29 protein-coding genes are annotated in these 25,870 nt (G+C 72.9%); 22 read left to right on the top strand and 7 right to left on the bottom strand.

Annotated features, from left to right (window positions below):
* Positions 1-54: 54 nt before the first annotated feature.
* The 11 genes from EV374_RS29990 (at position 55) to EV374_RS29940 (ending at position 11,232) form a co-directional block, all read left to right on the top strand.
* Positions 55-426 carry a DUF485 domain-containing protein gene (locus tag EV374_RS29990; RefSeq protein ID WP_132240520.1) on the top strand — a complete coding sequence of 124 codons (372 nt, stop codon included), beginning with the start codon at positions 55-57 and terminating at the stop codon, positions 424-426.
* Entirely contained in the window at positions 404-2,077 is a 1,674-nt protein-coding gene (locus EV374_RS29985; protein WP_132240519.1) for a solute symporter family protein, read from the top strand. Before EV374_RS29990 ends, EV374_RS29985 begins: the two co-directional genes overlap by 23 nt.
* Positions 2,078-2,181: 104 nt before the next feature.
* Positions 2,182-3,159, top strand: coding sequence for a UDP-glucuronic acid decarboxylase family protein (locus tag EV374_RS29980; protein WP_132240518.1), 978 nt, complete (start codon positions 2,182-2,184; stop codon positions 3,157-3,159).
* 75 nt (positions 3,160-3,234) lie between these two features.
* Positions 3,235-4,473, top strand: a complete 1,239-nt coding sequence (locus tag EV374_RS29975) for an LCP family protein (RefSeq protein ID WP_132240517.1) — start codon at positions 3,235-3,237, stop codon at positions 4,471-4,473.
* A gap of 231 nt (positions 4,474-4,704) precedes the next feature.
* Complete coding sequence (locus tag EV374_RS29970; protein WP_132240516.1) at positions 4,705-5,919, top strand: LCP family protein; 1,215 nt, start codon at positions 4,705-4,707, stop codon at positions 5,917-5,919.
* Between the two features lie 213 nt (positions 5,920-6,132).
* Positions 6,133-7,080, top strand: coding sequence for an LCP family protein (locus EV374_RS29965; protein ID WP_486486037.1), 948 nt, complete (start codon positions 6,133-6,135; stop codon positions 7,078-7,080).
* Between the two features lie 53 nt (positions 7,081-7,133).
* A complete protein-coding gene (locus EV374_RS29960; RefSeq protein ID WP_132240515.1) occupies positions 7,134-7,469 on the top strand; it encodes a rhodanese-like domain-containing protein in 336 nt (111 codons plus the stop codon).
* 10 nt (positions 7,470-7,479) lie between these two features.
* Positions 7,480-8,271: a glycerophosphodiester phosphodiesterase family protein gene (locus EV374_RS29955; RefSeq protein WP_132240514.1), complete on the top strand. Its 792-nt coding sequence runs from the start codon at positions 7,480-7,482 to the stop codon at positions 8,269-8,271.
* A gap of 73 nt (positions 8,272-8,344) precedes the next feature.
* On the top strand, positions 8,345-9,802 hold the full coding sequence (locus EV374_RS29950) for an ATP-binding protein (protein ID WP_132240513.1): 1,458 nt from the start codon (positions 8,345-8,347) through the stop codon (positions 9,800-9,802).
* Positions 9,803-9,838: 36 nt separating this feature from the next.
* Entirely contained in the window at positions 9,839-10,288 is a 450-nt protein-coding gene (locus EV374_RS29945; protein WP_132240512.1) for an ATP-binding protein, read from the top strand.
* A gap of 59 nt (positions 10,289-10,347) precedes the next feature.
* Positions 10,348-11,232, top strand: a complete 885-nt coding sequence (locus EV374_RS29940) for a DUF5926 family protein (protein ID WP_132240511.1) — start codon at positions 10,348-10,350, stop codon at positions 11,230-11,232.
* A 114-nt stretch (positions 11,233-11,346) separates the two neighbouring features.
* Here the strand turns inward: EV374_RS29940 and EV374_RS29935 are convergent, their stop codons facing one another.
* Complete coding sequence (locus tag EV374_RS29935; protein WP_132240510.1) at positions 11,347-12,564, bottom strand: arginine deiminase; 1,218 nt, start codon at positions 12,562-12,564, stop codon at positions 11,347-11,349.
* A 163-nt stretch (positions 12,565-12,727) separates the two neighbouring features.
* Between EV374_RS29935 and EV374_RS29930 the strand changes: the two genes are divergently transcribed.
* From EV374_RS29930 to pheA, 5 genes are all read left to right on the top strand, one after another.
* Positions 12,728-13,468: a hypothetical protein gene (locus EV374_RS29930; protein ID WP_132240509.1), complete on the top strand. Its 741-nt coding sequence runs from the start codon at positions 12,728-12,730 to the stop codon at positions 13,466-13,468.
* A gap of 176 nt (positions 13,469-13,644) precedes the next feature.
* The gene (locus EV374_RS29925; RefSeq protein WP_132240508.1) at positions 13,645-14,103 is read left to right on the top strand and encodes a hypothetical protein; all 459 of its coding nucleotides are present in this window, start codon (positions 13,645-13,647) and stop codon (positions 14,101-14,103) included.
* Between the two features lie 75 nt (positions 14,104-14,178).
* Positions 14,179-14,568 (top strand): ACT domain-containing protein, encoded by a 390-nt coding sequence (locus EV374_RS29920; RefSeq protein WP_132240507.1) that lies wholly within the window; start codon positions 14,179-14,181, stop codon positions 14,566-14,568.
* A gap of 248 nt (positions 14,569-14,816) precedes the next feature.
* Positions 14,817-15,314 carry a hypothetical protein gene (locus EV374_RS29915; RefSeq protein WP_132240558.1) on the top strand — a complete coding sequence of 166 codons (498 nt, stop codon included), beginning with the start codon at positions 14,817-14,819 and terminating at the stop codon, positions 15,312-15,314.
* Between the two features lie 9 nt (positions 15,315-15,323).
* Positions 15,324-16,277, top strand: a complete 954-nt coding sequence (pheA, locus tag EV374_RS29910; RefSeq protein ID WP_132240506.1) for a prephenate dehydratase — start codon at positions 15,324-15,326, stop codon at positions 16,275-16,277.
* A gap of 127 nt (positions 16,278-16,404) precedes the next feature.
* Here the strand turns inward: pheA and EV374_RS29905 are convergent, their stop codons facing one another.
* The 3 genes from EV374_RS29905 to EV374_RS29895 form a co-directional block, all read right to left on the bottom strand.
* Positions 16,405-17,127 (bottom strand): AIM24 family protein, encoded by a 723-nt coding sequence (locus EV374_RS29905; protein ID WP_132240505.1) that lies wholly within the window; start codon positions 17,125-17,127, stop codon positions 16,405-16,407.
* A gap of 64 nt (positions 17,128-17,191) precedes the next feature.
* Positions 17,192-17,536: a metallopeptidase family protein gene (locus tag EV374_RS29900; RefSeq protein WP_172896728.1), complete on the bottom strand. Its 345-nt coding sequence runs from the start codon at positions 17,534-17,536 to the stop codon at positions 17,192-17,194.
* Positions 17,537-17,763: 227 nt separating this feature from the next.
* Positions 17,764-18,195, bottom strand: coding sequence for an OsmC family protein (locus tag EV374_RS29895; RefSeq protein WP_132240504.1), 432 nt, complete (start codon positions 18,193-18,195; stop codon positions 17,764-17,766).
* A gap of 112 nt (positions 18,196-18,307) precedes the next feature.
* On the opposite strand from EV374_RS29895, the gene EV374_RS29890 reads away from it, so the two are divergent.
* Positions 18,308-19,093: a hypothetical protein gene (locus EV374_RS29890; RefSeq protein ID WP_132240503.1), complete on the top strand. Its 786-nt coding sequence runs from the start codon at positions 18,308-18,310 to the stop codon at positions 19,091-19,093.
* A 101-nt stretch (positions 19,094-19,194) separates the two neighbouring features.
* Here the strand turns inward: EV374_RS29890 and EV374_RS29885 are convergent, their stop codons facing one another.
* Complete coding sequence (locus EV374_RS29885) at positions 19,195-19,716, bottom strand: GNAT family N-acetyltransferase (RefSeq protein ID WP_132240502.1); 522 nt, start codon at positions 19,714-19,716, stop codon at positions 19,195-19,197.
* A 195-nt stretch (positions 19,717-19,911) separates the two neighbouring features.
* On the opposite strand from EV374_RS29885, the gene EV374_RS29880 reads away from it, so the two are divergent.
* Positions 19,912-20,733 (top strand): HAD family hydrolase, encoded by an 822-nt coding sequence (locus tag EV374_RS29880; RefSeq protein ID WP_132240501.1) that lies wholly within the window; start codon positions 19,912-19,914, stop codon positions 20,731-20,733.
* Positions 20,733-21,545, top strand: a complete 813-nt coding sequence (locus EV374_RS29875) for an HAD family hydrolase (protein WP_132240500.1) — start codon at positions 20,733-20,735, stop codon at positions 21,543-21,545. The genes EV374_RS29880 and EV374_RS29875 overlap by 1 nt, the downstream gene beginning before the upstream one ends.
* Before the next feature lie 33 nt (positions 21,546-21,578).
* Here EV374_RS29875 and EV374_RS29870 read toward each other — a convergent pair whose 3' ends face one another.
* On the bottom strand, positions 21,579-22,187 hold the full coding sequence (locus EV374_RS29870; protein WP_132240499.1) for a bacterial proteasome activator family protein: 609 nt from the start codon (positions 22,185-22,187) through the stop codon (positions 21,579-21,581).
* Positions 22,188-22,269: 82 nt separating this feature from the next.
* Here EV374_RS29870 and EV374_RS29865 point away from each other — a divergent pair, with 82 nt between their 5' ends.
* Together EV374_RS29865 and EV374_RS29860 are read left to right on the top strand one after the other, a co-directional pair.
* Positions 22,270-23,067: an alpha/beta hydrolase gene (locus EV374_RS29865; protein WP_132240498.1), complete on the top strand. Its 798-nt coding sequence runs from the start codon at positions 22,270-22,272 to the stop codon at positions 23,065-23,067.
* Positions 23,068-23,146: 79 nt separating this feature from the next.
* A complete protein-coding gene (locus EV374_RS29860; RefSeq protein WP_132240497.1) occupies positions 23,147-24,343 on the top strand; it encodes an ABC transporter substrate-binding protein in 1,197 nt (398 codons plus the stop codon).
* Positions 24,344-24,401: 58 nt separating this feature from the next.
* Here EV374_RS29860 and ddaH read toward each other — a convergent pair whose 3' ends face one another.
* Positions 24,402-25,235 (bottom strand): amidinotransferase domain-containing protein, encoded by an 834-nt coding sequence (gene ddaH / locus EV374_RS29855; RefSeq protein ID WP_486486036.1) that lies wholly within the window; start codon positions 25,233-25,235, stop codon positions 24,402-24,404.
* Positions 25,236-25,294: 59 nt separating this feature from the next.
* Between ddaH and EV374_RS29850 the strand changes: the two genes are divergently transcribed.
* Positions 25,295-25,753, top strand: a complete 459-nt coding sequence (locus EV374_RS29850) for an Lrp/AsnC family transcriptional regulator (protein WP_132240496.1) — start codon at positions 25,295-25,297, stop codon at positions 25,751-25,753.
* The last annotated feature ends 117 nt before the right edge of the window (positions 25,754-25,870 follow it).

Raw genomic sequence — 25,870 nt, 5'->3', positions numbered from 1 at the left:
GCGCTTTCTACCGTGCGCGAAACTCCCCACGCCTGTGAAGGTGGTGATCCACGAATGTCCACGGACACACCCGCGTCCACGCCGTCGGCCTCGGCGGCGGACCGGTACCTGGCCGTGCAGCGGTCGGACGAGTTCGCCGGGTTGCGGCGCACGCTGCGCGGCTTCATCTTCCCGATGACCGTCGCGTTCTTCCTGTGGTACGCGCTCTACGTCATCCTGTCCGCGTACGCGCGGGACTTCATGGGCACGAAGCTCTTCGGCAGCAACATCAACATCGCCCTCGTCTTCGGCCTGCTCCAGTTCGTCTCGACCTTCCTCATCGCCTGGCTCTACTCGCGGTTCGCCGACCGGAAGATCGACCCGGTCGCCGACCGGATCCGTGCCGAGATCGGGGAGGTGGGCAATGAACACGGTCCTCGCGGCTGAGGCGGGCAGCACCACCGCCCGCAACCTCACCATCACGCTCTTCCTGGTCTTCGTGGCGGTGACCCTGGCCATCACCATCTGGGCCAGCCGGCAGACCAAGACCGCCACCGACTTCTACGCCGGTGGCCGGTCCTTCTCCGGTTTCCAGAACGGCATGGCCATCGGCGGCGACTACATGTCGGCCGCCTCGTTCCTCGGCATCGCCGGCATGATCGCCCTCTACGGCTACGACGGCTTCCTCTATTCCATCGGCTTCCTGGTCGCCTGGCTGGTGGCGCTGCTGCTGGTCGCGGAGCTGCTGCGCAACTCCGGCCGGTACACGATGGCCGACGTGCTGGCCTTCCGGATGCGCCAGCGCCCGGTGCGTACCGCCGCCGCCGTCTCCACCATCACGGTGTCGATCTTCTACCTGCTGGCGCAGATGGTCGGCGCGGGCGCGCTGGTCGCCCTGCTGCTCGGCATCAAGCCGGGTACGACGTTCCTCGGCATGGACGCCGACACCGCCAAGGTCGCCACCATCATCATGGTCGGCGCGCTCATGATCGTCTACGTCACCGTGGGCGGCATGAAGGGCACCACCTACGTGCAGATCGTCAAGGCGTTCCTGCTGATGGGCGGCGCGACGATCATGACGGTGCTGGTGCTGGCGAAGTACAACTTCAACCTGTCGGAGCTGCTCGGCGCCGCCGCGGCCTCCTCCGGCAAGGGCGACGCGCTCCTCGGACCGGGGTTGCGCTACGGGGTCGAGGTGGCCGGCGACGCGACGCAGACCTTCTACAACAAGATGGACCTGCTGTCGCTCGGCATCGCGCTGGTGCTCGGCACCGCCGGCCTGCCGCACATCCTGATCCGCTTCTACACCGTGCCGACGGCGAAGACGGCCCGCAAGAGCGTGCTCTGGGCGATCGGCATCATCGGCACCTTCTACCTGCTCACCCTGGCCCTCGGCTTCGGCGCGGCGGCGCTGGTCGGCAGCGAGGCGATCACCGCGCAGGACAAGGCCGGCAACACGGCCGCGCCGCAGCTCGCCGAGGCGCTCGGCATCGAATTCCTCGGCGGTGATCTCGGCGGGGCGACCCTGCTCGCGGTCATCGCGGCGGTCGCCTTCGCCACGATCCTGGCCGTGGTGGCCGGCCTGACCCTGGCCTCCTCGTCCAGCCTGGCGCACGACTTCTACGCCAACGTGATCAAGGACGGTAAGGCGTCCGAGCGGCAGGAGGTCAGGGTCGCCCGGGTCTCCGCCCTGGTGATCGGCGCGATCTCGATCGTGCTGTCGATCTACGCGCAGAACCTGAACGTGGCCTTCCTGGTGGCGTTGGCGTTCGCGGTGGCCGCCTCCGGCAACCTGCCGGCGATCCTCTACAGCCTGTTCTGGCGGCGGTTCAACACCTCGGGCGCGGTGTGGGCCATCTACGGCGGCCTGCTCTCCGCCGTACTGCTGGTGTTCTTCTCGCCGGTGGTCTCCGGAGCGGCCACCTCGATGTTCCCCGAGCACGACTGGCAGTGGTTCCCGCTGTCCAACCCGGGCATCCTGTCCATCCCGTTCGGCTTCCTGTGCGGGTGGATCGGCACCGTGATCTCCAAGGAGCACGACGAGGAGAAGTACGCGGAGCTGGAGGTGCGTTCCGTCACCGGCGCCGGCGCCCACTGACGACCCGACAGATACAAGGAAGGGTCCCTTGCTATCGCCCTGGCGATAGCAAGGGACCCTTCCTTGCGTCAGGGCGGCTCGGGGCAGTGGGTAGGCTGACCGGCATGAACGCTGTTGCCCGCTTCGGACCCGGTCACCGCATCCTCGTCACGGGCGGCGCCGGCTTCGTACCGTCGCACCTGGTGGACTCCCTGATCGCTCGCGGCTGCACCGTGGTCGCGCTCGACAACTTCATCACCGGGTCGAAGGAGAACGTCGCCCACCTGCTGGACGAGCCGAACTTCACCCTGGTCGAGGCCGACATCTCCGACGGCCTGCCGACCCACCACCCGGCGATGGCCGAGCGGTTCGACGCCATCCTGCACATGGCCTCGCCGGCGAGCCCGACCGACTTCGAGAAGCTGCCGGTGGAGATCCTCCGCGTCGGCTCGGTGGCCACCCTGCACCTGCTGGAGCGCGCGGTCGCCGACGGCGCCCGCTTCCTGATGGCCTCCACCTCCGAGGCGTACGGGGACCCGAAGGAGCACCCGCAGCCCGAGTCGTACTGGGGCAACGTCAACCCGATCGGCATCCGCGCCGTCTACGACGAGGCGAAGCGCTTCTCCGAGGCGGCCACCATGGCCTACCACCGGAGCCGGGGGCTCGACACGGCCATCGTCCGGATCTTCAACACGTACGGCCCGCGGATGCGCCCTGACGACGGCCGGGCCATCCCGACCTTCATCTCGCAGGCGCTGCGCGGCGAGCCGATCACCGTGCACGGCACCGGCAACCAGACCCGTTCGATCTGCTACGTGTCCGACCTGGTGCACGGCATCCTGCTGCTCCTCGACTCCCGCGAGACGGGGCCGATCAACTGCGGCACCGAGCACGAGATGAGCATGCGGCAGCTGGCCGAGACGATCGTGTCGCTCACCGGGAGCAGCTCCGAGGTGACCTACATCACCCGCAGCGCCGACGACCCGGAGATGCGCCGCCCGGACCTGACCCTCGCCCGCGAGCTGCTCGGATACGAGCCGACCGTGGCGCCCGAGGACGGCCTCCGCCGCACGATCGAGTACTTCCGCGAGCGGATGGTCTAGCGAACGCCCGCCGCCGGCGCACACGTCGGCGGCGCCACGGGGCGACAGTGGCTACGCGTACGTACCCTGAGTTACATGTCAGCGACCATGCCCGCCGGAGTTCCACTCCCGCACCTGCACCGCAGCGCCGGGCGCGCCTCGGTGCCCGGCCCCGGCCGGGACGCCGGACGCGCCCGGCCGGCCGAGGCCCGCTGGTCCCCGTCGGCGGACGAGCCACGGGCCGGCGGCCCGGGCGGTCCCGCGGGGCCGGGCGGACCGGCCGGGCCAGGCGGACCGACCGGACCGGACCGGCCGGGCCGGGGCGGCGTCCGCCCCCGCTGGGGCCGGATCGCCCTGGTGGCCGGCGTGGCCGTGCTGGTGCTCGCGCTGCTCGGCGGGGTGGGCGCCTGGTTCTACGCCCGCGGCCTCGACGACGACCTCGCCCGCACCGACCCGTTCTCGGAGATCACGGGGGGCCGCCCGGCCAAGGCGGTGGACGGCGCCCTGAACATCCTGCTGGTGGGCAGCGACTCCCGGGACCCGGACGCCCCGGTGGACAAGTCCAGCAAGTGGCGGGCCGACACGATCATCGTGATGCACATCCCGTCGGACCACCAGAAGGCCTACCTGGTCTCCATTCCCCGTGACCTCTACGTGCCGATCCCGGAGGGCGCCAACGCCGACTGCGGCAGCGGGCAGCGGGGGAAGATCAACGCCGCCTTCGCCTTCGGCGGGCTGCCGCTGGCCGTCCGGACGGTGGAGTGCTTCACCGACGTGCGGCTCGACCACGTGATGGCGATCGACTTCGCCGGCTTCAAGCAGGTCACCGACGCCCTCGGCGGCGTCGACCTGAAGGTCGAGCGGACCGTCACCTCGATCCACAAGCCGTACCGGACGTTCACCAAGGGCACCAACCACATGGACGGCGCCGAGGCGCTGGACTGGATCCGGCAGCGCAAGCAGTTCCCGGACGGCGACTTCGCCCGGATGCGGCACCAGCAGGAGTTCCTCCGCGCCCTGATGGACAAGGCGGCGAGCACGGGCACGCTGACCAATCCGAAGAAGCTGAACGACTTCCTCAAGTCGGTCACCGCCGCGGTCACCGTCGACCAGGGCTTCTCGCTGGTCGACATGGGGGTCCAGTTCCGCAACCTGCGCGGCGAGAACCTCACCTTCGTGACCAGCCCGCACGTCGGCAGCCAGACCATCGACGGTGAGTCGGTGGTGGTGTCGGACAAGGAGAAGGCGCTGACCATGTACAAGGCGATGTCGGCCGACACCATGACGGCCTGGGTCGAGGCCAACCAGAAGAAGAAGGACGGCACCGGAAACTGACCAGATCCGCCGGCCGGCCCTCCCGTGATCGACGAACGTCATCACGATTCGGAGGGCCGGCCGAGCGCTTCCTGTGAGCCAACCGCCGACCAGCCGTATCGATCTGTCCGTTCGGTCAGTTTTCCTGGATGACGGCCGTACGAACGGTATTTGACGGTCGGACGACCTCGCCAGGACGGGAAAGCGTCCGTAAAGTGATCCCGCCCCCTGACAACGCGAGCTGGAGCACGCATGCCGGTTCAGACCAGCCGTCGCCCTCCGGCGCTGGAGTCCCCCCGTGGCCCGGTCCGGGCCTCCACGAGCATCCCGAAGCAGCCCGTCAAGGGCGGCAAGCCCGGTGGCGGGTCCGCGAAGAAGCGGTCGCGCCGCAAGGACCCGCTCTGGGCCCGACTCACCCTGATCTTCGGTGCCGTGCTGATGGTGGCCAGCGGAGCGGCCATCGTCGGCAGCAAGGCGCTGATCAGCAGCGCCACCGGCAACATCGCCCAGCGCAACCTCCTCGGTGACGCCGGCAAGACCGACGCCGAGGGTGGCGCCAGCCTGGACGGCCCGATCGACATGCTGCTGCTCGGTGTGGACGCCCGGGAGCGGTGGGCCGCCGACGACGTGCGGGCGGACAGCATCATCGTGCTGCACATCCCGGCGACGCACGACCAGGCGTACCTGATCTCGATCCCCCGGGACACCGAGGCCCAGATCCCGGCGTTCAAGAAGAGCGGCTACTCGGGCGGCACCGACAAGATCAACGCGGCGTTCCAGGCCGGCGCCCGCAACGGCGGCGGCTGGGAGGGCGGCGCCCAGCTGATGGCACAGACGATCAAGAAGATGACCGGGATCAGCTTCGACGGCGCGGCCATCATCAACTTCGGCGGATTCAAGAACGTCATCGAGGCTCTCGGCACGGTGCGCATCTGCGTCAAGCAGGAGGTCGAGTCGATCCACATGTCGTACGTGGACGGCAAGCCGATGTGGAACGCGGACGCGAAGAAGACCGGCAAGCAGCGGACGCCCGTGGTGCACAAGAAGGGCTGCCGCGAGATGGAGGGCTGGGCGGCGCTGGACTACTCCCGGCAGCGCAAGAGCCTCAAGAACGGCGACTACGACCGGCAGCAGAACCAGCAGCAGCTGATCAAGGCGATGGCGAAGAAGGCCACCCAGGACGGGACGCTGACCAACCCGATCAAGCTGAACAAGCTGATCGACGCCGCCGGCAAGGCATTCATCCTCGACACCGCCGGCGTGCCGGTCCCCGACTTCGTCTTCACCATGCGCGGGGTGACCGGCAACGACCTCGTGATGCTGAAGACGAACGGCGGCACCTTCCACAGCGACGGCACCCGCGAGACGCTCAGCGCCCAGACGATGGACATGTTCCGCGCGGTGAAACAGGACAAGCTGGCCGAATTCGTCTTCGCCAACCCCGAGGTGGTCTCCAGCCGCGAGTAGCGCCGGCCCGGGGCGGTTCGCCGGGCGATGTCGGCGAAGCGGCCCGGACCGCCGTGGTCGACTCGTAGCCTGACGTGAGAGGGATTCACGTACGGGTCGCGGGGAGGCGTCACGTCCAGATCGACGGGCGACGGTCGGGGCCGGGCCGGGACCGACACCCGGCCCGCCCGGCCGCCCCGCGTCCGCTGGCCCCGGCTGCTGCTCGGCCTGGGCGTGGCCCTGGTGCTGCTGGCCGGGCTCGCCGTGGCGGGCCTGGAGGCGCTGAGCGACCGGTACGACCGCAGCGTCGTCCGGGAACAACTGCTCGACCCCACCGCCCGCCGGGAACGCACCGACCCCGACGGGCCCCTGAACTACCTGCTGGTGGGGACCGACCGCTGGCAGAGCGGCAGCGCGGCGGACCGACGCTCGGACACCATCCTCATCGTGCACGTCCCCGCCGGCGGGCGCGAGGCGTACCTGGTCTCCGTCCCCCGGGACCTGCTCGTCGCCATCCCCGCCGGCAACGGCTACGGCGGCGGCCAGGACAAGATCAATGCGGCGTACGAGCACGGCGGCGGCGGCCAGCCGGGCACCCGCCTGCTCTCGGCCACCCTGTCCCGGTTGACCGGCATCCGCTTCGACGGCGCGGCCCTGATCGACTTCTCCGGCTTCCGCAAGGTCATCGACCTGCTCGGCGGCGTACGCATGTGCGTGGACACCGAGGTCCGCTCGATCCACACCGACCGCATCTTCACGCCCGGCTGCCAGCAGATGGACGGCGGTGAGGCGCTGGACTACGTCCGCCAGCGCTACGACCTGCCGGGCGGCGACTACGACCGGCAGACCCACCAGCAGCAACTGCTCCGGGCGGTGCTGGAGCGCACGAGTGAGACGTCGCTGCGGACCAACCCGGTCAAGCTGGACCAGGTGATCCGCGCCGTGGGCGGCTCGTTGACCGTGGACACCAACGGCGTACGGCTGGAGGACCTGGTCCTCGCCCTGCGCGACCTGCCGGCGGACGCGCTGCGCGGCGTGCAGGTCCCCTCCCACCCCCAGACCATCGACCAGGTGTCGTACGTGGTGCTCGACAACGGCGGAAACGGCCTCTTCGAGGCGGTACGCGACACCCGCGTGCCGGACTGGGCGCGGGCCAACCCGCGGTGGGTCACCCGGCTGTGACGCCCGGGGGCGGCCCGCCACCGGCCGCCCGGGCGAGGATCTAGGCTTGGCCCGTGTTCGGATCCCAGGTTCCCACCGTGACCGTGACCGAGATCGCCGACGACGCGTACCTGCTCGACGTCCGGGAGGACGACGAGTGGAACGCCGGCCACGCCCCCGGCGCGCACCACCTGCCGATGATGGAGCTGCCGGCCCGGATCGCCGAGGTGCCGACCGACCGCGACGTCGCCGTCATCTGCCGCTCCGGCGGGCGCTCCGCGCAGGTCGTCGCCTACCTGATGCGCAACGGCTGGGACCAGGTGCGCAACGTCGAGGGCGGGATGGGTGAGTGGGCCGCCGCCGGACGAGGAGTGGTCCGCGAGGACGGGCAGCCGGGCCGGGTCCTCTAGGACGGTCGGGATGGACGCCCCTCTCGTCTTCGCGCACCGCGGTTCGTCCCACGACCTGCCCGAGCACACCCTCGCGGCCTACCTGCGGGCCCTCGACGAGGGCGCGGACGGGCTGGAGTGCGACGTCCGGCTGACCCGGGACGGCCACCTGGTCTGCGTGCACGACCGCCGTCTCGACCGCACCAGCAACGGCCAGGGACTGGTCAGCGCCCGTACCCTCGCGGAGCTGGAAACGCTGGACTTCGGCTCCTGGCACCCCGGCTGCGCGCCCGCCGACGGCGACGAGGTGCTGGACGAGTCGCACACGCGGCTGCTGACCCTGGAGCGGCTGCTGGCCGCGGTGCTGGCCGCGGGCAGGCCGGTGCGGCTGCTGGTGGAGACCAAGCACCCCTCCCGCCACGGCGGGAACGTCGAGCGCCGGCTCGTCGCGATGCTGCGCCGGTACGGGCTGACCGAGCCGAAACCGGACGATCCGGTACGGGTCACCGTCATGTCGTTCTCGCCGCTGGCCGTACGCCGGATTCGGGGGTTGGCCCCCGCGCTGCCCACGGTGCTGCTGCTGGATGTGCTGCCGCGCTGGGTGCGGCCGGGGCGGCTGCCGTTCGGCACCCGGATCGCCGGCCCCGGCGTCGCCCTGGTGCGCGCCCGCCCGCAGCTGGTGCCGGCCCTGCGGGCGGCGGGCAACCAGGTCTTCGTGTGGACCGTGAACGAGCCGGCGGACCTGGACCTCGTCCTGGCCGCCGGGGTGGACGGCATCATCACCGACCGGCCGGCGCACACGCTGGCCAGCCTGGGCCGCTGACCGGGGTGGCAGCGCGCGGAGGCCCGGTCGGGCAGGGGTGTCCCCGGACTGGCCGGCGGGGCACACTCGGAGGATGCCGGAGCGCACCGACCTCTCCGCTCTCATCGCCGGCCACACCACGGTGATCGAAATGATCAACTCGGGCGGCACCGGCCTTCCGGTGCTCACCCACCTGCTCCGCGTGGCCCGGTCGGCGCTCGGCGCGGCGGGCACGGCGTTCGTCGAGTTCGCGCCGACCGGCGGTCGGGTGATCGCCGCGACCGGCGCCGCCGAGTGGGCCGTCGGCCACCCCGTGCCGGCCGACGACCCCGCCACCGTCTGCCTGCTCTCCGGCGCGCGGGTGCGCCAGGTCCGCACGGACGAGCTGACCGGCCGGCTCTCCGCCGAGCTCGCCGAACGGGGCCTGCTCCGGATGGTGGTCTCCCGCGCGGAGATCGGCGGGCTGACGGTCGGCAGCCTGCACGTGCTCTACCCCGACGGCGACGACCCGCCCGACGCCGAGCAGCACGCCGTCGCGGGCTACCTGGCCTCCTGCATCGCCCACATGTACGGCGACCAGACCGGGCTGCCCGTGCACGGCGACGGGCCGGTGGTGGCGGCGCTGGCGGACGGCCTGGCCGTCGTCGACCGGGACAACCACGTCCGGCTCTGGAACCCGGCCGCCGCCCGGGTCACCGGCCGTTCCGTGGCCCAGGCGCTCAACCGGCCGTTGCCCTTCCCGCTGCCCCCGTCCGGGCAGGTGCGCGACCACCGGATGCCGGACGGCCGCTGGCTCACGATCACCTCTGGCGAGCTGCCCGGCCCCGGCGCCCTGCGGGTGGTCACCTTCCGGGACATCACCGACCAGCAGCGCCGCGACCACGACCGGGACCTCTTCGTGGCGGTGACCAGCCACGAGCTGCGTACGCCGGTGACCGTGATCAAGGGCTATGCGGACACGCTCACCGACCACTGGGAGTCGCTGACCGAGACCGACCGGCGGCAGGCCGCCCGCGTGATCGGGCAACGCGCCAACGAGCTGGCCCGGCTGGTGGACCGGCTGCTCTCCTCCGCCGCCGAGGCGGGGCCGGGCGACCAGCCCCCCGCCCCGTACGACCTCGGTGACGCGCTGCGCGCGGCGGCGGTCGACCTCCCGGCGGAGCTGCGGCAGCGGCTCGTCCTCCGCCTCCCCGCGGACCTGCCCAAGGCGCTCGGCCACCGGCTGAGCCTCGCCACCATGCTCACGGAGCTGTGCACGAACGCCGGCAAGTACTCCGAGCCTGGCTCGCTCATCGAAATCACCGCCGACGCGGACGGGTCGACGGTCTCCTTCCAGGTACGCGACCGGGGCATCGGCATCCGGCCGGAGCACGTGGAGCGGGCCTTCGACCGGTTCTGGCAGGGCGAGTCGGGCGACCGCCGCCGCTACGCCGGGGCCGGACTCGGCCTCTATCTCGTCCGTCGGATCGTTGAACAGCAGAATGGATGGGTATCCCTACGGCCGAGGGCCGGTGGCGGTACGGTCGCAGAGGTGCGGCTGCCCCGCGGGTGACCGGCGACGGGCAACGGGGGCGGGAAAGGGACGAAGGTGTTGACGGGAGCTGCCGATCGGGCATGGTGCGTGGTGGTCCCCCACCACGCCGCTGGGGCGCGGGTGGCGCGGCGACGCCTCGCCGAGGAGCTGGCCGACGTCGTACCCCCGCCGCTCCTGGCCGACCTCGTCGCGGTCCTCGCCGAGCTGGTCGGCAACGCGGTCCGGCACGCCGACCCGCTGCCCGGCGGAGTGGTCCGGGTGGCCTGGCGGCTGCGCGACTCGTCCGGCGGCCAGCAGGTGCAGCTCCGGGTGACCGACGGCGGCGCCGCCGCGGGCCCCACGATGCGGATCGCCGACACCGACGCCGTCGACGGGCGGGGGCTGCACATCATCTCCGGGCTGGCCGACCGCTGGGGCGTCGAGCGCGACGGCCTGGGCCAGAGCGTGTGGGCCGAGTTCGACCCCGCCGACGTCACCCGGTCGGACCTTGCGGTGGCCGGCTGACCGACCGCGAGGGCGGGTCCCGCCCCACCGGGCCGCCGGGGCCTCTAGGCTGTGTCGCCGTGAGCAAGCGTCGAAAGAGCCAGCGGGCCGCCGAAGCCACCCCCAAGCGGGAGAAGGTACGGGACATCTTCGTGCCCCGACCGTTCGAGGGGCTGACCGACGAGCCGGAGTGGATCGCCCTGCGGGAACTGGTGCCGGCCGCCTCCGCGCCGCTGCGGCTGGCCCCCGCCCTGGTCGAGGAGTTCGGCGACCGGGAGGTCACCCTGGCCACCGTGCTGCCGATGGCCACCCCTGCCATGACCAAGCCGGACGGGCGGGTCCTCATCGGGCTCCAGCGTCACCTCCAGTCGGGCGACGTCTCCCGGGACCTGGCCGAGGCGCTGCTCTGCGCGCTGCGGGCCGAGCCGGGCCGCCCGGTGCCCGTGCCGCCGCTGCCCGGCCCCGGCCCCCGGTTGCAGGACGTCCTCGCCGACGGCCCGCTGGAGGTCAGCATGCACGACGGGTTCGAGTTCTGGCTCGACCCGGGGGCCGGCGACGACCCGAACGTGCAGGCGTCCCTGGAGCGGGCGAACGCCGCGATCTACCCCACGGTGCGGCTCGCCGCCGCCCGGGCCGCGTACTGGTGCCAGGTGCCGGAGAAGGCGCACGTGCGCTGGGTGCTGCCCGACGACGAGGACGCCGCGCTGGACGCGCTGTCGCGGCTGAGCGTCGCCGGCACGCTGGTGCTCGGCGAGAACACCCGCTTCGCGGGCATGTTCCGGGCCCACGGCCGGCTGGTGCCCGTCTGGGACCTGCCGGAGGACGTCCCGGCCGCCGACTGGGAGCAGCCCGTCGCCGACTTCGCCAAGCGGTACGCGGAGGCGCTCGCCGAGCCCGCCCCGCTGGACGCCGCCGGCCGCCGGGCCCGCCACGGCCTGCTCGGCCGCCAACTCACCCTGCGCTGAGCCGGACACCCCGCCCGCCCTGTGCCCTCGCCCCGCCGCGCCCGCCTCGCGCGGCGGCTGCGGTGTAAGGAAGGGCCCCTTCCTAACGTATTCGGTATAGGAAGGGGCCCTTCCTCACACCGGTGGGCCCAGCGGCTCGCGGACCAGCGGGCAGGACATGCAGCGTGGTCCGCCCCGGCCCGAGCCCAGCTCCGAGCCGGCGATCGGGATCACCTCGATGCCGGCCCGCTCCAGCTGCGCGTTGGTCTCCGTGTTGCGCTCGTAGCCCACGCAGAGCCGGGGCGCGATGGCCAGGGTGTTGTTGCCGTCGTCCCACTGCTCGCGTTCCGCGGTCACCGGGTCCAGGCCGGTGTCGATGACCCGGAGCTGGGGCAGGTCCATCGCGTCGGCGGCGGCCCGCAGGAACGGCGCCGGGCCGTCCACCCGCGGGTCCTCACCGTCCGCCCCGGCGATCACCGTGTACGCCGACAGCGTGTGGGCGATGTTCGGGTACATCAGCACGGCGTCCACGTCCACCATCGTGCAGACGGTGTCGAGGTGCATGGTCGCCCGTTCCTGGGCGATCGGGACGACGAGGATGGTGTGCGCGAGCCCGGCGGCGAAGACCTGCCGGGCGAGGCGTTCCGCGCCGGCGGGCGTGGTCCGCTCGCCCACCCCGACGGCCAGCACCCCCGGCGCGAGCAGCAGCACGTCGCCGCCCTCCAGGTGCTCCAGGCCGGGCTGGTAGACGAGCTCGGTGCCGGCGAAGCGGGGGTGGTGCCGGTAGATGGCGTCGGTCAGCGTGGTCTCCCGTCGCCGCGCCGGCATCGCCAGGCTGGTCACCCCGACCCGGTCGCCGACCCAGAACGAGGAGTCCCGGGTGAACAGCAGGTTCGGCAGCGGGTCGATGACGAAGTCGTGCCGGTCCATCAGGGTGTAGACGAGGCCGCCCGGGCGCTCCCGGCTGACCCGGAGCTCCTCGTGGGCCAGCCCGGCGATGAGCACGTCGGCGAGCGCGACGGGATCGAGGTACGCGAGGTGGTCGGCGACCCGGGCGCGCAGCGAGTCGCCGAGTCTGGGCGAACGGAGCACCTCCCCGGTGAGTTCGGCCCGCGCGTCGGCGACGGCGAGCGTCTCGGCGAGGAGGGTGGCAAGGTAGAGGACCTCGACGCCGCGCTCGCGCAGGGCGGCGGCGAAGGCGTCGTGCTCCTCCTGGGCCCGTCCGACCCATGGGATGGCGTCGAAGAGGAGCGTGTCGTTGTTCCGGGGGGTGAGCCGGGCCAACTCAGGACCGGGGCGGTGCAGCAGCACCGTCCCGAGCCGACCGACTTCGCTGTCCACGTAGTGGGTCACCCTCGCAGCGTAGGGCAGGGTTTGGCGGCATCCGATAAAACAGGGGTGGATGAATATGGCATTCATCCACACTCACTCCGGCGTTCCAACTTGCCGACACAGGGGACTGGCAACGTAGGGTAGTGAGGACATAACTTCGAGGGACCTTTTGCCGGAGGTCGCGATGACTGTCTTTCCCGCTCGTCAAGCCGTACCGTCCGCCCGGGCACTGCCGCCCGCGGCGGTGCCACACCCCCGCGTGGAGTCGCCGGGGGTGCTCACACCCGTCCGTCCGTCCCCGTTGGAGTGGGCCCGCCGCCGCAGGGCGGAGCGGGGCGCCCGGCGGCTGGAGGCGGCCGGGGCACGGGCGCTCGGCCGGCTCGACCATCTCGGGCCCGCGTGGCACGTCATCGAGTGGCCCCGCACGGACGCCGCCGATCTCCTGCTCGACCACGAGCGCGACGAACGTGCCGGCTTCCTCGCCATCGGGCCGAGCGGGCTCTTCGCGGTCACCATCGCCGACCACGGCCGGGCCCGGGTGCTGGTGGCCGGCGACGTGGTCCAGATCAACGGCAAGCGCCCGCCCTACGTGGCCGAGGCCCGCCGCGACGCCAAGCGGGCCAGCAAGGCCCTCTCCGACGCCGTGGGGCTGCCGATCCCGGTGACGCCGGTGCTGACCTTCGTCGGCTCCGGCGTCATCAGCGTCTACGGCCTGCCGAAGGACTGCCTCATGGCCACCCACCGCGAGCTGGACCGCCTGCTCGTCGCCGGGGGCAGCCGGATCAGTCCGGCCACGGCCGAGAAGCTCTCGCGGGTCGCGCAGCACCCGGAGACCTGGGTGAACGGCGCGTACCGGCCGGCTGCGGACTACCGGTGGTACGAGGGCGGCCGAACGGCCGCTGACAAGCCGGCCAACCGACGGTAACGTCACCGGCGACGCCACGCACCCGGGTGCCGGTCGGCACCCGTCGGTCGCGCCGTCGCCGGCCGCCTGGTCAGGGCACTCCCTCACCGACCGGCGGCCCGGTGACCACGCGCGGTCGGCGTCACCCGCGACGACCGGCTAGCGTGGACGGACCGTCGGTGTACATAGGAGGCGCGGTGGCCCACGTCGAACTCTCGCTCTCTGACGTGTTCGTGCCGACGGCGGGAACACCGACAGGGCAGGAGTTCGACAACCTCGGTCGGTGGTCGTCGACCGTCTCCCACGCCGACGAGCCGTGTTTGCTGATCGACGCCGGGACGAGGGTCGTCGCCGTCTCCGTCGCCGGCTGCGAGCTGCTCTGCCTCGGCGACCCGGAGGACGTGACCGGGCTGCCGCTGCTCGACGGCGGGCTACGGCTGCTCGACTTCACCGCCAACCGCTGCGAGCTGACCGAGCCCGAGATCGACAAGATCCCGCCGCTGCTCGCGCTCTCCTCCGGGCGGCTGGCCCGAGGGCTGCTCCGGGTCCAGGCCGCGTCGACCGACGCGCCGGACTCGACCGTCGACGCGATCTCCACCCCGGTGTTCACCAGCGGGACGGTCGCCGGCTCACTCACGTTCTTCTCCCCGGTCTGACCAGCGGCGGGATGTGGCGTTCGCCGCACGCGGCGAATCTGGGGCGGGCCCGCACCGAGGCCGTAAGGTGCCCTCATGCTCGATATCGCTCTGCTGCCGGGGAAGTACGCCGTGTGCCGCCTGGCCGCCGGCTCCGCCCTGCCGCCCGAGTTGTCGGGCGGGCTGAGCAACGGCGACGTCGTCACGGTGAGCTGGACGGCCGACGGGATCTCGCTGATCTGCCCCGCCGACCGGGCGCCCGAGCAGGCCGTCGGCGAGACCGACTGGCGCTGCCTGCGGGTCGCCGAACCGCTCGACCTGGCGGTCAGCGGCACCCTCGCCGCACTGGTGGACCCCCTCGCCGCAGCCCGGGTCAGCGTGGTCGCCTTCTCCACCTACGACACCGACTACCTGCTGGTTCCCGCCGTACGGCTCCGCGAGGCGACCGCCGCGCTGGAGCGTGCCGGCCATCGCGTCCTCGGCTGATCTTCACCCGGCCGCTGGTTCCTCCTAGGATGGGCTCGGCCTCCCGGCCGCAGTGACGCTCCCCGATGTCCCGAGGATCGGCCGTGCCGCCCACCCCCTCGCGCCCCGCCACGCCCGCCCGACCGCCCGGCCGCCCGGCCCGGCCCGGAGCGGTTCGCCCGTGCGCCCCGTCGGCTCCGCCCCTGCCGCCCGTACGGGCCTCGTCCCGCCCGGCCCCGCCGGCGTACGCCCGCCGCCTCGCCGCCGTCGTGCTGCTGGCCGCGCTGCCCCTCGCCGGCTGCGGCACCCCACCGGAGCTGCGCCGTCCCGCCCCGACCACCGCCCCGACCCGCACCGCGCTCCCCGCCACGCCCGGTGCCGCGCCGACGCCCCCGCCCACCACCGGCCTGCCCGGCGCCGGAGGGATCACCCCCACGGTCGACCCCGGCCTGGTCGCGGTCCCGTGCCCGGACGGCCCCTCGGGAGCGCGGATCGTCGACCTGGTGCGGGGCCGGGGTGGCGTGCTGCCGAACGGCGTCCGGGTCCGGGTGCGGACCGGGCCGCTCTGCGCCGGCGAGTGGCACTACACGGTGCTCGACGTGACCGGGCACGAGACGCTCCAGGTGATCACCCAGGGGCGGCCGAACGCCCCGCGCCTGGTCACCGCCGGCACCGACGTCTGCACCGCCGAGGTCCGCGCCGCCGGGCCGCCCGGTATCCGGACGCGCGTCTGCGAGGGCGGGTCGCTCGGCGTACCGGGTGCGTAGGCTGTCGCCATGCCGGGAACACCGCCGACGCGCTTCGTCTATCTCGGGCCGGAGGGCACCTTCGCCGAGCAGGCGTTGAAGAGCATCCCCGCCGCCGAGCGGGGCAGCCGCACGCCGGCCCGCAGCGTCCCCGAGGCGCTGGAGGGCGTACGGACCGGGGAGGCGGACGCGGCCCTGGTGCCGCTGGAGAACTCGATCGGCGGCGCCGTCGGGGTGACCCTGGACGAACTCGCCGAGGGCGAACCCCTGGTGATCACCCGCGAGGTGGTCCTGCCGGTCGAGTTCGTGCTCGCCGCGCGGCCCGGCACGACGCTCCCGCACGTGCGCAGCGTCGCCGCCCACCCGCAGGCGTCCACCCAGTGCCGCGGCTGGCTGCGCGCGCACCTGCCCGATGCCGTCGTGGTCGACGTGCTCTCCAACGGCGCCGCCGCCGCCGGAGCAGCCGCCGGCGAGTACGACGCGGCGATCTGCGCCCCGATCGGGGCCGGGCGGCACCGGCTCGACGTGCTCGCCGACAAGATCGCCGACCACCCGGACGCGGTGACCCGCTTCGCGCTGGTGTCCCGCCCCGGGCCGCCCCCGCCGCCGACGGGCGACGACGTGACGTCCCTGGCGGTCTACATCGCGCACGACCGGGTGGGCGCGCTGCTGTCGGTGCTGATGGAGCTGGCCGTCCGCGGGGTCAACATGAGCCGGATCGAGTCCCGCCCGACCGGGGAGGCGCTCGGCCGCTACGTCTTCTTCCTCGACTGCGCCGGGCACGTGGCGGACGTACGCCTGGGCGAGGCGTTGCAGGGGCTGCGCCGGGTCTGCGCCGACGTGCGCTTCCTGGGCTCGTACCCCCGGCACCGCTTCCCCGGGACGGGCGACCGCCCGATCCCGGCCCCCGCCGGCCTCTCGGACGCCGACTACGCCGACGCTGCCGCCTGGCTGGCCCGCCTGCGCGCCGGCGACCTCGGCTGACGGCCGGCCCGGGACCGCCCCGGGGCCGACCCCGGGCCCCGCAACGGCACCGCCCCCGACCGGCGTCGGATCCGGTGGGGCCGGTCGACGCGGCGCGGGGGCGGTGCGAGGTGGTGCGGGGCGTGCCTCAGCTGAGCAGGCCGCCGAGGAGCCCGCCCTGCTGCTCCTGGGAGCCGCTGCCCATGACGGGCGGCTCCTCGGAGGGCTGGACGACGACGAAGCCCTGGCCGGCGAAGCTCATCGTGAACGCCTCGCCGGTGGTCCGGCCCAGCAGCGTGCCGAGGCCGAGCTGCTCGGCGCGGTGGTAGCCGGTCTGGAGGTTGGCCGACCAGCAGACCGCCGCCTGCGGGTCGACGTAGGTGGGGGCGTCGACGCTGAGCACCACCGGGGTGCCCTTGGTGGTGATGGCGATCCGGCCGTAACCGCTGAAGACGCAGTTGAACAGGCCCGACGAGGACGCCATGCCGGCCCCGCCGACCATCCGGATGTCGTACTGGAGGGTGGAGTCGAAGGCCAGCACGCTGGAGCCGTTGATGGAGAGCGCGTCGCCGGGCTCCAGGTCGATGACGTGCACGTCCTTGGCGAAGTCGGCGAGGAAGACGTCACCCCGGCCGGAGACCTTCATCAGCGGGACGCCCTCGCCGGTCAGCTTCTGCTTCAGGAACTTGCCGAGCCCGCCGGAGCCGAGCGCCTGGAACTGCACCTGCCCCTGGTAGGCGACCATCGACCCGACCCGGGCCATCACCTCGCCGTTGAGTTCGACCTTCAACATCTTGGAGTTCTGCAGCCGCATGCCGGGCTGCGCGGACTCCTTCTCAAGGTTCTCCGCCGAGAACAGCTCGCTGCGCATGGAAGTGCCTCCTGAGTTCGCGGTACCTGGACCGACGGTAGGCGACGGTGGCAACCGCCACCCGCTAGCCCCAGCCCAGCTCGTGCAGGCGGGCGTCGTCGATGCCGAAGTGGTGGGCGATCTCGTGCACCACCGTCACCGCGACCTCGTCGACGACGTCCTCGTCGTCGTCGCAGATGCGCAGGATGGGGTTGCGGTAGATCAGGATGCGGTCCGGCAGCACGCCGGCGTAGTCCCAGCCGCGTTCGGTGAGGGCGTGCCCCTCGTAGAGGCCGAGCAGGTCCTCGCCGGGGGGCGGGTCGTCCTCCACCAGGATCACGACGTTGCTCATCAGGGCGAGGAGTTCCTCGGGCACCTCGTCGAGCGCGTCGCCGACCAGCTCCTCGAAGCGCTCGCGACTCATCTCCACCGGCACCCCGCCCATTCTGCCCGACGACACGGCCCGCCCGCGCCGGTCAGTCCGCCGGCCCGGCTCGGCCGCCGGGGTCGGTCGGAGCCGGCAGCCGGCCGCCCGTCACGGGTCCGGAGCCTGCGGCCGACCGTCCGGAACCCGCCGACCGCGCGCGCCCGGCCCGACTCGGCGGGCCGCCACGGGGAGCGTGTTCCCGTGGCGGTCGACGCCGACGACGGGGACGGTCAGGAGGCGAGGCGCGCGGTCAGGCTGATCTGGGCGCCCGGTGCGAGCAGGCGGGAGATCGGGCAGTTCTCCTTGGCGGTCTCCGCGAGCTTGGTGAACTGCGCCTCGTCGATGCCGGGCACCTGGCCGACGGTGTCCAGCTCGATCCGGGTCACCGCCATTCCGGCGTCGGTCTTGTCGAGGTGGACCTTGGCGGTGGTCTCCACGGAGGTGGGCGGCGAGCCGGCCTCGGCGAGCGCCTTGGAGAAGGCCATCGAGAAGCAGCCGGCGTGGGCCGCGCCGATCAGCTCCTCCGGGTTGGTGCCCTCACCCTCCTCGAAACGGGACTTGAAGGAGTAGTTCCCCTCCAGCCCGCCCTTGCCGGTGCGGATCGTGCCGGACCCCTCGGTGAGGTTGCCCTGCCATTGTGCGGAAGCGGTACGGATAGGCATGCACCCGACGCTAGCCCAACGGGCACCCTCCGGCGACCGTTCACGCTCCGCGTCACCGGGTGCGTACTGTGTCATGATTCGGGGCAGGCCCGCGAACGCGGAAGGGTGGCCGATGTCCCAGAGTTCCCCCATTCCCCGGCAGGAACACCGGTCCGACGGTGCCGCCGTCCTGGAGTGGGGCACCGCGCAGCCGGACAGGCCCGGGCGGTTCGGGCGTACGTTCTCCGGCCTGGGCCGGGACCCCCGGCTCCCCGTGCTGCTCGCGGCGCTCGGCGCGGTGGCCGCCCTCGCCTCGATGCTCGGCGAGTGGCAGGTGATGACCATCCCCAACGGCGGCCCGCAGGGCAACACGCCGCTGCGGGTGCCGGGCGGGGTGTCCGACGTCGGTGGGTTCGGGGTGGGCTACCTGGTCGGGCTGTTCGCCCTGGTCTGCGCGGTGGTGCTCGCGCTGCGCGGCACCCCCGCGGTGCGTCCGAACGCCCGGCTCGCCGGGCTGGCCGTGGCCGGGGCGCTGCTGGGGCTGCTGGTCGCGGCCACGGCCTCGCTCGACGAGGCCGCCCAACGCGTCTTCTTCTACTCCACGGACGACGGGTTCCAGGTCGAGTACGGCCGGGGCCTGGTGACGGCGTTCCTCGCCTGTGCGCTCTTCGCGGCGGCGCTGAAGCTGGCCCCGGCCGACGCGGCCCGGATCGCCGGGAAGTCCGACGGCGGGACCGAGGCGGAAGACGGGACCGAGGCGGGTGCCGGGGCCGGGGCGGACGGCGGAGCGGGGGCGGAGCCGGTGGGCTGGCGCCGCCGCAGGTCGCGGGACCTGACGGACGACGGGCTGCCGCCCGCGCCGGCCGACCTCACCGTCGGGCCGGCCGCCCCCTTCGCCCGCCCCGAACTCCCGGACTGACCGGGGGCCGGTTCGCCGACGACCATGGTGACGAACGTCAGCCTGCCGGCTCGACGAGGACGACGACCTCGCCCGTACCCGATCGCCGAAGGTGGCGTCCCTCAGGGAGCCACCCAGCGGACCTCGCCGTCCGCTCGCTCGTCGGTGGCCCGCAGGCCGAGCCGCTCGGCCACCCGGGCCGAGGCCCGGTGGTCTGGGTGCACGTGCGCGACCAGCGCCCGGATGTCGCGCTCCGCCAGCCAGCCGACCAGGCCGGCGGCGGCCTCGCCGGCGTAGCCGCGGCCCTGGTACGGCGTCAGGACGACCCAGGCCAGCTCGGCGACCGGCCGGTCACCGTCGAGCCGCACGGTGGCCTGCACGGTGCCGACCGCGTCGCCGCTGTCCCGGTGCCGGACGACCCAGTTGAGCCAGCCCTCCCGGCCGTCCGGCGACCGCCCGACCGTCTGCCGGCGGTACCGCTCCCGGAGCTGCTCCAAGGTGGCCGGGCTGCCCCCGATGTACCCGTGCAGGGCCGGGTCGTCCAGGAGGGGGGCGAGTTCCTCGGCGTGGTCGACGCGGAGCGGCTCCAGCAGCAGCCGCTCGGTGTCGACGGCCTCCGCCACCGGCCAGTCCCGCTCTCCCATCCGTCCCACCCTACGGCCCACGGCAGGGTCCCGGACGGGGACACCGGCGGGCCGTCGACCGTTGGCACGGCATTCGCCGCAACGCCATGGTGGGGGCCCGTTCCGCGAGGTACGTTTGCTGCCCGCCGTCACTCAGGGTCGAGGCACCGAGGACCGAGACGGCTGGCTGCGACGGCGGCGGGCGAAGGAGGAACGATGACCCGCCCGGGCCTGCCCAAGCTGATCGCCACGGATCTCGACGGGACGCTCGTCCGCAGCGACGACACCGTCTCGGCGTACACCCACGCGGTGCTCGACCGGGTGCGGGCCGCCGGTATCCCGGTGGTCGGCGCCACCGGTCGCGGGCCGAGGCTGGCCGGAATGACCCGCAACGACATCCGGGCCGCGGACTTCCTGGTGATGGCCGGCGGCGGCCGGGTCGTCGACCAGAGCGACCCGGCCGGGCCGGTGGTGCTGCGCGACGAGCGCCTCTCCGCCGAGGTGCTGACCACGCTGCTGGCCGACCTGGAGGCGGCCGTCGGGCCGCTGACCGTGATGGTCGAGGCGTCGGACGAGCACGGCGCCCCGCTCTGGGGCGACTACCACCCGAGCTGGCCCTACCAGCACGAGTTCGAGGCGCGCAGCCGCGCCGAGTGCCTCTCGTGCGACGTGATCAAGGCGTTCGTCCGGACCGCCGACCACCACGTCGACGAACTGCTCGCGGTCGCCCGGCAGATCGTCCCGCCGGAGGTCGCCACGCTCACCCAGGCGGGGCTGGGCTTCGTCGAGATCTGCCCGCCGGGCGTCGACAAGTCCACCGGGCTGACCGTGGTGGCGCAGCGCCTCGGCGTCGACCCGGCCGAGGTCCTGGTCTTCGGCGACATGCCCAACGACCTGCCGATGTTCGAGTGGGCCGGCTGGGCCCGGGTCGCGGTCTCCAACGCCCACCCGGTGGTCCGCGCCGCCGCGGACGAGGTGACCCTGCGCAACGACGACGACGGGGTGGCGGTGTACCTCGATCGGCTACTGTCCCGCTGATGGGAGAGGCACCACGGCTCATCGCCACCGACATCGACGGCACCCTGCTCCGGGACGACCGCACGCTCAGCCCGCACACCGCCGAGGTGCTGGCCCGGCTGTCCGCGCGGGGCACGCCGGTCGTGCTGGTCACCGGCCGTCCCATCCGGTGGCTCAAGATGGTGTACGAGCAGCTCGCCGAGCCGCTGCCGGCGATCTGCGCCAACGGCGCGGTGGTCTACGACCCGGTCGCGGACGAGGTGCTGCGGGCTGATCCGCTCGCCCCGCAACTGCTCGCCGAGGTGGCCCGGCGGCTGCGCGCCGAGGTGCCCGAGGTCAGCTTCGCGGTGGAGATCGTCGACAGCCGGCAGATGCGGCACGAGGCGCACTACCCGCTGCGCTGGGACGCCGACCACGACGCGATCCGGGCGGTCGAGACTCCCGAGGAGCTGCTGGCGGCACCGGCGGTGAAGCTGTTGGCCCGGTCCGCCGAGCAGGATCCGGACGCGTTCGTCGCGCTGGTGGCCGCCGCCCTCGAAGGGCTGGCCGAGGCGACCCACTCGTCGTACTCGGGGCTGGTGGAGATCTCCGCCGCCGGCGTGACCAAGGCGGCCGGGCTGGCGTGGTACTGCGCGCGGCTCGGCATCGACGCCCGGGACGTGCTCGCCTTCGGCGACATGCCGAACGACGTGCCGATGCTGACCTGGGCCGGGCGGGGAGTGGCGGTGGCGAACGCGCACCGCGCCGTCCTGGAGATCGCCGACGAGGTCACGGCGGCGAACTCGGCGGACGGCGTGGCGGCGTACCTGGAGAAGGTCTTCGGGGTGGGGTGAGCGGCCGGCCGGCGTCCCCGGCCGGCCGCGCGGTCAGAGGTACTGGCCGGTGCTGTGCCCCTCGCCGCCCTGCGGCGGCTGGCCCATCCCCGGCATGCCCGGCAGCATGCCGGCGCCGGGGCCGCTGGGCAGCGCCTGCCGGCCGGAGCGCATCTGCTCCAGCTGCACCCGGGCGGCCATCTGCTGGGCGACCAGAGCCGCCTGGATGCCGTGGAACAGGCCCTCCAGCCAGCCGACGAGCTGGGCGTGCGCGATGCGCAGCTCGCCCTCGCTGGGCGCCTTCTCCTCGGTGAAGGGCAGCGAGATGCGCTCCAGCTCCTCGCGCAGCTCGGGGGCGAGCCCCTCCTTCAGCTCGACGATCGACCGCTGGTGGATCTCCCGCATCCGGTGCCGGCTGGCGTCGTCGAGCGGGGCGGCCTTGACCTCCTCGAGCAGCTGCTTGATCATGCTGCCGATCCGCATCACCTTGGCCGGCTGCTCGACCAGTCGGGTCGGGTCCTCGCCGTGTGCCTCGTCGGTCTGCACGGTGCCGACGGGCCGCCCGTCCGGGCCGACCACCACCACCGTTCCGGAGTGACCGGTGCCATCCTGGCCCGGCTCGTCGTTCTGTCCAGCGGAGTGCGCTTCGGTCATGGGACCCATCTTTACCCAGCCGCGAGCGCCCATGCGCCCGGGGACCGATCCCGACGGCGGATCCGCGCGTGATCCGCGCTACGGTCGCGCCATGCCCGCCGACCCCCGCGACGTGCTCAGCCGGCCCGCTCCGGCCCCCGACGTCACCGTCTCCTACGGCGACCACCCGGACCAGCTCGCCGACCTGCGCGTCCCGGCCGGGTCGGGCCCGGCCCGGCTGCTGGTCGTCGTGGTGCACGGCGGCTTCTGGCGGGTCGAGTACGACCGGCGGCACACCGACCCGCTGGCCGCCGCGCTGGCCGGGCTGGGCCACCCGGTGGCGCAGGTGGAGTACCGCCGGACGGGGCAGCCGGGTGGCGGCTGGCCCGCGACGCTGACCGACGTGCTGACCGGAGTGACGGAGCTGCCCCGGCTCGCGGCCGAGGCGCTGCCCGGCCGGGTCGCCGCCGGGCCGCCGCTGCTGGTGGGCCACTCGGCGGGGGGACACCTGGCGTTGTACGTGGCGGCAACCGCCCCGGACGCCGTCGGCGGCGTGCTGGCGCTGGCCCCGGTGTCGAACCTCGCGGAGGCGTACCGGCTGGATCTGGACGAGGGCGCGGTGGCCGCGCTGCTGGGCGGCGGCCCGGCGGACCACCCCGAGCGGTACGCGGCGGCGGATCCACGTTCATTGGTACCCATTCCGACACGGACAGTAGTCGCGCATGGCTCACTCGATGAGCACGTTCCGGTCCGGATGAGTCGGGAGTTCGCCGCCGCCGGCCGGGCGGCAGGCGGCGACGTCCACCTCGTTGAGCTGCCAGAATGCGAGCATTTCGGGCTCATCGATCCGGAGTCCGCCGCGTGGCCACAGATCACGGCTGCTTTCCGATCGCTGCGGAAAGATCGCTAAGCATTGACGCAGCGTCGCTGACCGGGTAGAACGCCGAGGGGGCGTGATCCGCCCTGCAACGCTCCCCGGAAGGAACTCGGTGTCGCAGATGAACCGCAGGCGGGCCCTCCAACTGCTGGCCGCTCTCGGTACGGCCGGACTGGTCGCCGGGTGCGGCACCGACGACGCCGACGGCGAGGCGGCGGGCACGGGAAGCCCGATCAAGATCGGCCTCGTGGCGCCGACCAGCGGCGGCCTCAAGGCGATCGGCGACGAGATCACCAACGGCTTCCAGCTCTTCCTCGAGCTCAACGACAAGCTGCTGGGCGGGCACCCCACCACCCTGCTCACCGCCGACGAGGGCGAGAGCGTCAAGACCGGCAAGGCTGCCGTCGAGGGGCTGCTGAAGCAGGGCGTGCTCGCCCTCACCGGTGTGGTCGACGCGAACGTCATGTCCGGCATCCGGGACACCGTCGAACAGGCCCGGGTGCCCCTGATCGGTTCCAACGCCTCGCCGTCCAGCCTCCAGAGCGTCGTCTACATCTGGCGGACGTCGTACGTGCTCGACGAGGCCGGCCGGGCGCTGGGCCGCTACCTGCGCGAACAGCTGGAGTCGTCGGCACGGCTGGCGATCATCGCGCCGGACAGCGTCGGCAGCCAGGACGTGGTGCGGGGCTTCCGGCAGGAGTTCGGCGAGTCCGACCCCCGGATCAAGGACGCGGTGGTCTCGACGGAGGTCTTCACCAACCCGTCGAAGTCCGCGTACCGGGCCGACATCCGCAAGGCGCTGGGCCGCAACCCGACGGCGGTGTTCTGCTTCTTCGCCGGGCCGGCCGCCGTCGAGTTCATCAAGCAGCTGCGCATCGAGGGGTTCACCGGCAAGGTCTACGCCCCCGGCTTCCTCACCGAGGGCGCCGTGCTGAGCAGCGTCAAGGCCGAGGACGCGCTGGGCATCCAGACGGCGCTCAACTACTCGTCCGACCTGAACAACACGGCCAACCGCCGGTTCGCCTCGGCGTACCGCAAGAAGCACGGCACCTCGCCGACCACCTACGCGATGGCCTCGTACGACGCCGCGCAGGTGCTCGACCAGGCGATCCGGATCGCCGGCGGGTCGCCCACCCCGCAGCAGGTCAACCTGGCCCTCGGCAAGATCGGCCAGATCGACAGCCCGCGCGGGGTGTGGCAGTTCAACCAGCCCCGTACGCCGCAGCAGAGGTGGTACCTGCGCGAGGTCCAGCTCGACGGCCAGGTGCTCTCCAACGTCCTGGTGACCGAGCTGGCCACGCTCGGCTGAACCACCACCGCGCCCCACCCCCACGCGTCCGGTGGCGGTGGGGCAGCGGAGCGGCGGGTCAGGGGCGGAGTTCGGCGATGCAGCACTTCACGCTGCCGCCGCCCTTCTTCAGCTCGGCCAGCTCGACCGGGGCCGGGTGGTAGCCGGCCGCCTTCAGCTTCCCGGCCAGGCGGGTCGCCTCGCTGTTCAGCACGACGTTGAGCCCGTCGCTGACCAGGTTGAGGCCGAAGGCCAGGGCGTCCTCGGCGTCGGCGACCACCGCGTCGGGGAAGAGCTGCGTGAGCACCCGCTGGCTGGCGGCGGAGAAGGCGCCCGGGTAGTAGACGACGTTCTCGTCGTCGATCGAGGCGAGCGCGACGTCCAGGTGGTAGAAGCGCGGGTCTACCAGGCGCAGCGACACCACGGGCCGGCCGAGGGCCTCCTGCGCCTCGGCGTGCGCCGGCAGCTCGGTGCGGAAGCCGTGCCCGGCGAGGATCAGCCCACCGTGCGCCTCCGGCAGGTACGCGAAGTCGCCCTCGCCCTCGTTGGTCTCGATCGGCGCGATGAACCGCCAGCCCTGCGACTCGTAGAACGCCCGGTGCGCGGCGGCCTCGGCGGCCCGCTGCTCGTGCTTGAACTGCGCGCCGTAGACCGTGCCGTCGACCACGAACGCCCCGTTGGCCGCGTAGACCATGTCGGGCAGGCCCTGCTCGGGGGTCAGCAGGTGCACCTCGTGGCCGAGACCGACCAGGGTCTCCCGCAGCCGGTCCCACTGCTTGACCGCTAGCTGCGAGTCGACCGGGGTGGTCACGTCCATCCACGGATTGATCGCGTACTCGACCGCGAAGTGCTCGGGCGAGCACATGAGATATGTCCGCTTTCGCGCGACTCGCTGCTGGTTCACGATGACCAAGGGTAGGTACCCTCGAACTTTGGTAACAGCCACAACCGTTGCTTCCCAGAGGCGGAACGTTGCAGATAGATGACGTGGACCAGCGGATCATTGCGTTGCTCGTCGCGGACGCCCGCGCCTCGTACGCCGACATCGGTCAGCGGGTGTCGCTCTCCGCTCCGGCGGTCAAACGGCGGGTGGACCGGCTGCGGGCGGCCGGCGTGATCCGGGGCTTCACCGCCGTCGTCGACCCCGCCGCCGTCGGCTGGACCACCGAGGCGTTCGTCGAGCTGTTCTGCGCCGGTCGGACCACCCCGGCCCAGATCGGGGTCGCCACCCGCCGGCACCCGGAGGTGGTCGGCGCGTACACCGTCTCGGGCGAGGCCGACGCCCTCGTACACCTGCGGGCTGCCGACATCGGGCACCTGGAGGCGGCGCTGGAGCGGCTGCGGGCCGAGTCCTTCGTGACGTCGACCCGGAGCACCATCGTGCTCTCCCGGCTCGTGGACTCCCCCGGCGTCGGCCCCTCGCCCCGCTGACCACCCCCGGCACCCGACCCGGCCCGGCGGCCGACACGGTACGGCGATCGGCATGGCGTGGCGGAAACGGCGTGGAAGGTGGAGTCGGGGTCGGAACCGCGCGTCCGACGGGCGCGT

The organism is Micromonospora sp. CNZ303 (assembly GCF_004345505.1).
Note: the sequence above shows the minus strand (reverse complement) of the source record. Positions and strands in the feature narration are given on the sequence as shown.

What these genes read in the sequence shown, in the direction of transcription:
- EV374_RS29990 (WP_132240520.1), top strand. Translation starts at nt 55, where the DNA reads ATGTCCACGGACACACCCGCGTCCACGCCGTCGGCCTCGGCGGCGGAC.
- EV374_RS29985 (WP_132240519.1), top strand. Translation starts at nt 404, where the DNA reads ATGAACACGGTCCTCGCGGCTGAGGCGGGCAGCACCACCGCCCGCAAC.
- EV374_RS29980 (WP_132240518.1), top strand. Translation starts at nt 2,182, where the DNA reads ATGAACGCTGTTGCCCGCTTCGGACCCGGTCACCGCATCCTCGTCACG.
- EV374_RS29975 (WP_132240517.1), top strand. Translation starts at nt 3,235, where the DNA reads ATGTCAGCGACCATGCCCGCCGGAGTTCCACTCCCGCACCTGCACCGC.
- EV374_RS29970 (WP_132240516.1), top strand. Translation starts at nt 4,705, where the DNA reads ATGCCGGTTCAGACCAGCCGTCGCCCTCCGGCGCTGGAGTCCCCCCGT.
- EV374_RS29955 (WP_132240514.1), top strand. Translation starts at nt 7,480, where the DNA reads ATGGACGCCCCTCTCGTCTTCGCGCACCGCGGTTCGTCCCACGACCTG.
- EV374_RS29950 (WP_132240513.1), top strand. Translation starts at nt 8,345, where the DNA reads ATGCCGGAGCGCACCGACCTCTCCGCTCTCATCGCCGGCCACACCACG.
- EV374_RS29930 (WP_132240509.1), top strand. Translation starts at nt 12,728, where the DNA reads ATGACTGTCTTTCCCGCTCGTCAAGCCGTACCGTCCGCCCGGGCACTG.
- EV374_RS29920 (WP_132240507.1), top strand. Translation starts at nt 14,179, where the DNA reads ATGCTCGATATCGCTCTGCTGCCGGGGAAGTACGCCGTGTGCCGCCTG.
- pheA (WP_132240506.1), top strand. Translation starts at nt 15,324, where the DNA reads ATGCCGGGAACACCGCCGACGCGCTTCGTCTATCTCGGGCCGGAGGGC.
- EV374_RS29905 (WP_132240505.1), bottom strand. Translation starts at nt 17,127, where the DNA reads ATGCGCAGCGAGCTGTTCTCGGCGGAGAACCTTGAGAAGGAGTCCGCG.
- EV374_RS29895 (WP_132240504.1), bottom strand. Translation starts at nt 18,195, where the DNA reads ATGCCTATCCGTACCGCTTCCGCACAATGGCAGGGCAACCTCACCGAG.
- EV374_RS29890 (WP_132240503.1), top strand. Translation starts at nt 18,308, where the DNA reads ATGTCCCAGAGTTCCCCCATTCCCCGGCAGGAACACCGGTCCGACGGT.
- EV374_RS29885 (WP_132240502.1), bottom strand. Translation starts at nt 19,716, where the DNA reads ATGGGAGAGCGGGACTGGCCGGTGGCGGAGGCCGTCGACACCGAGCGG.
- EV374_RS29880 (WP_132240501.1), top strand. Translation starts at nt 19,912, where the DNA reads ATGACCCGCCCGGGCCTGCCCAAGCTGATCGCCACGGATCTCGACGGG.
- EV374_RS29875 (WP_132240500.1), top strand. Translation starts at nt 20,733, where the DNA reads ATGGGAGAGGCACCACGGCTCATCGCCACCGACATCGACGGCACCCTG.
- EV374_RS29870 (WP_132240499.1), bottom strand. Translation starts at nt 22,187, where the DNA reads ATGGGTCCCATGACCGAAGCGCACTCCGCTGGACAGAACGACGAGCCG.
- EV374_RS29865 (WP_132240498.1), top strand. Translation starts at nt 22,270, where the DNA reads ATGCCCGCCGACCCCCGCGACGTGCTCAGCCGGCCCGCTCCGGCCCCC.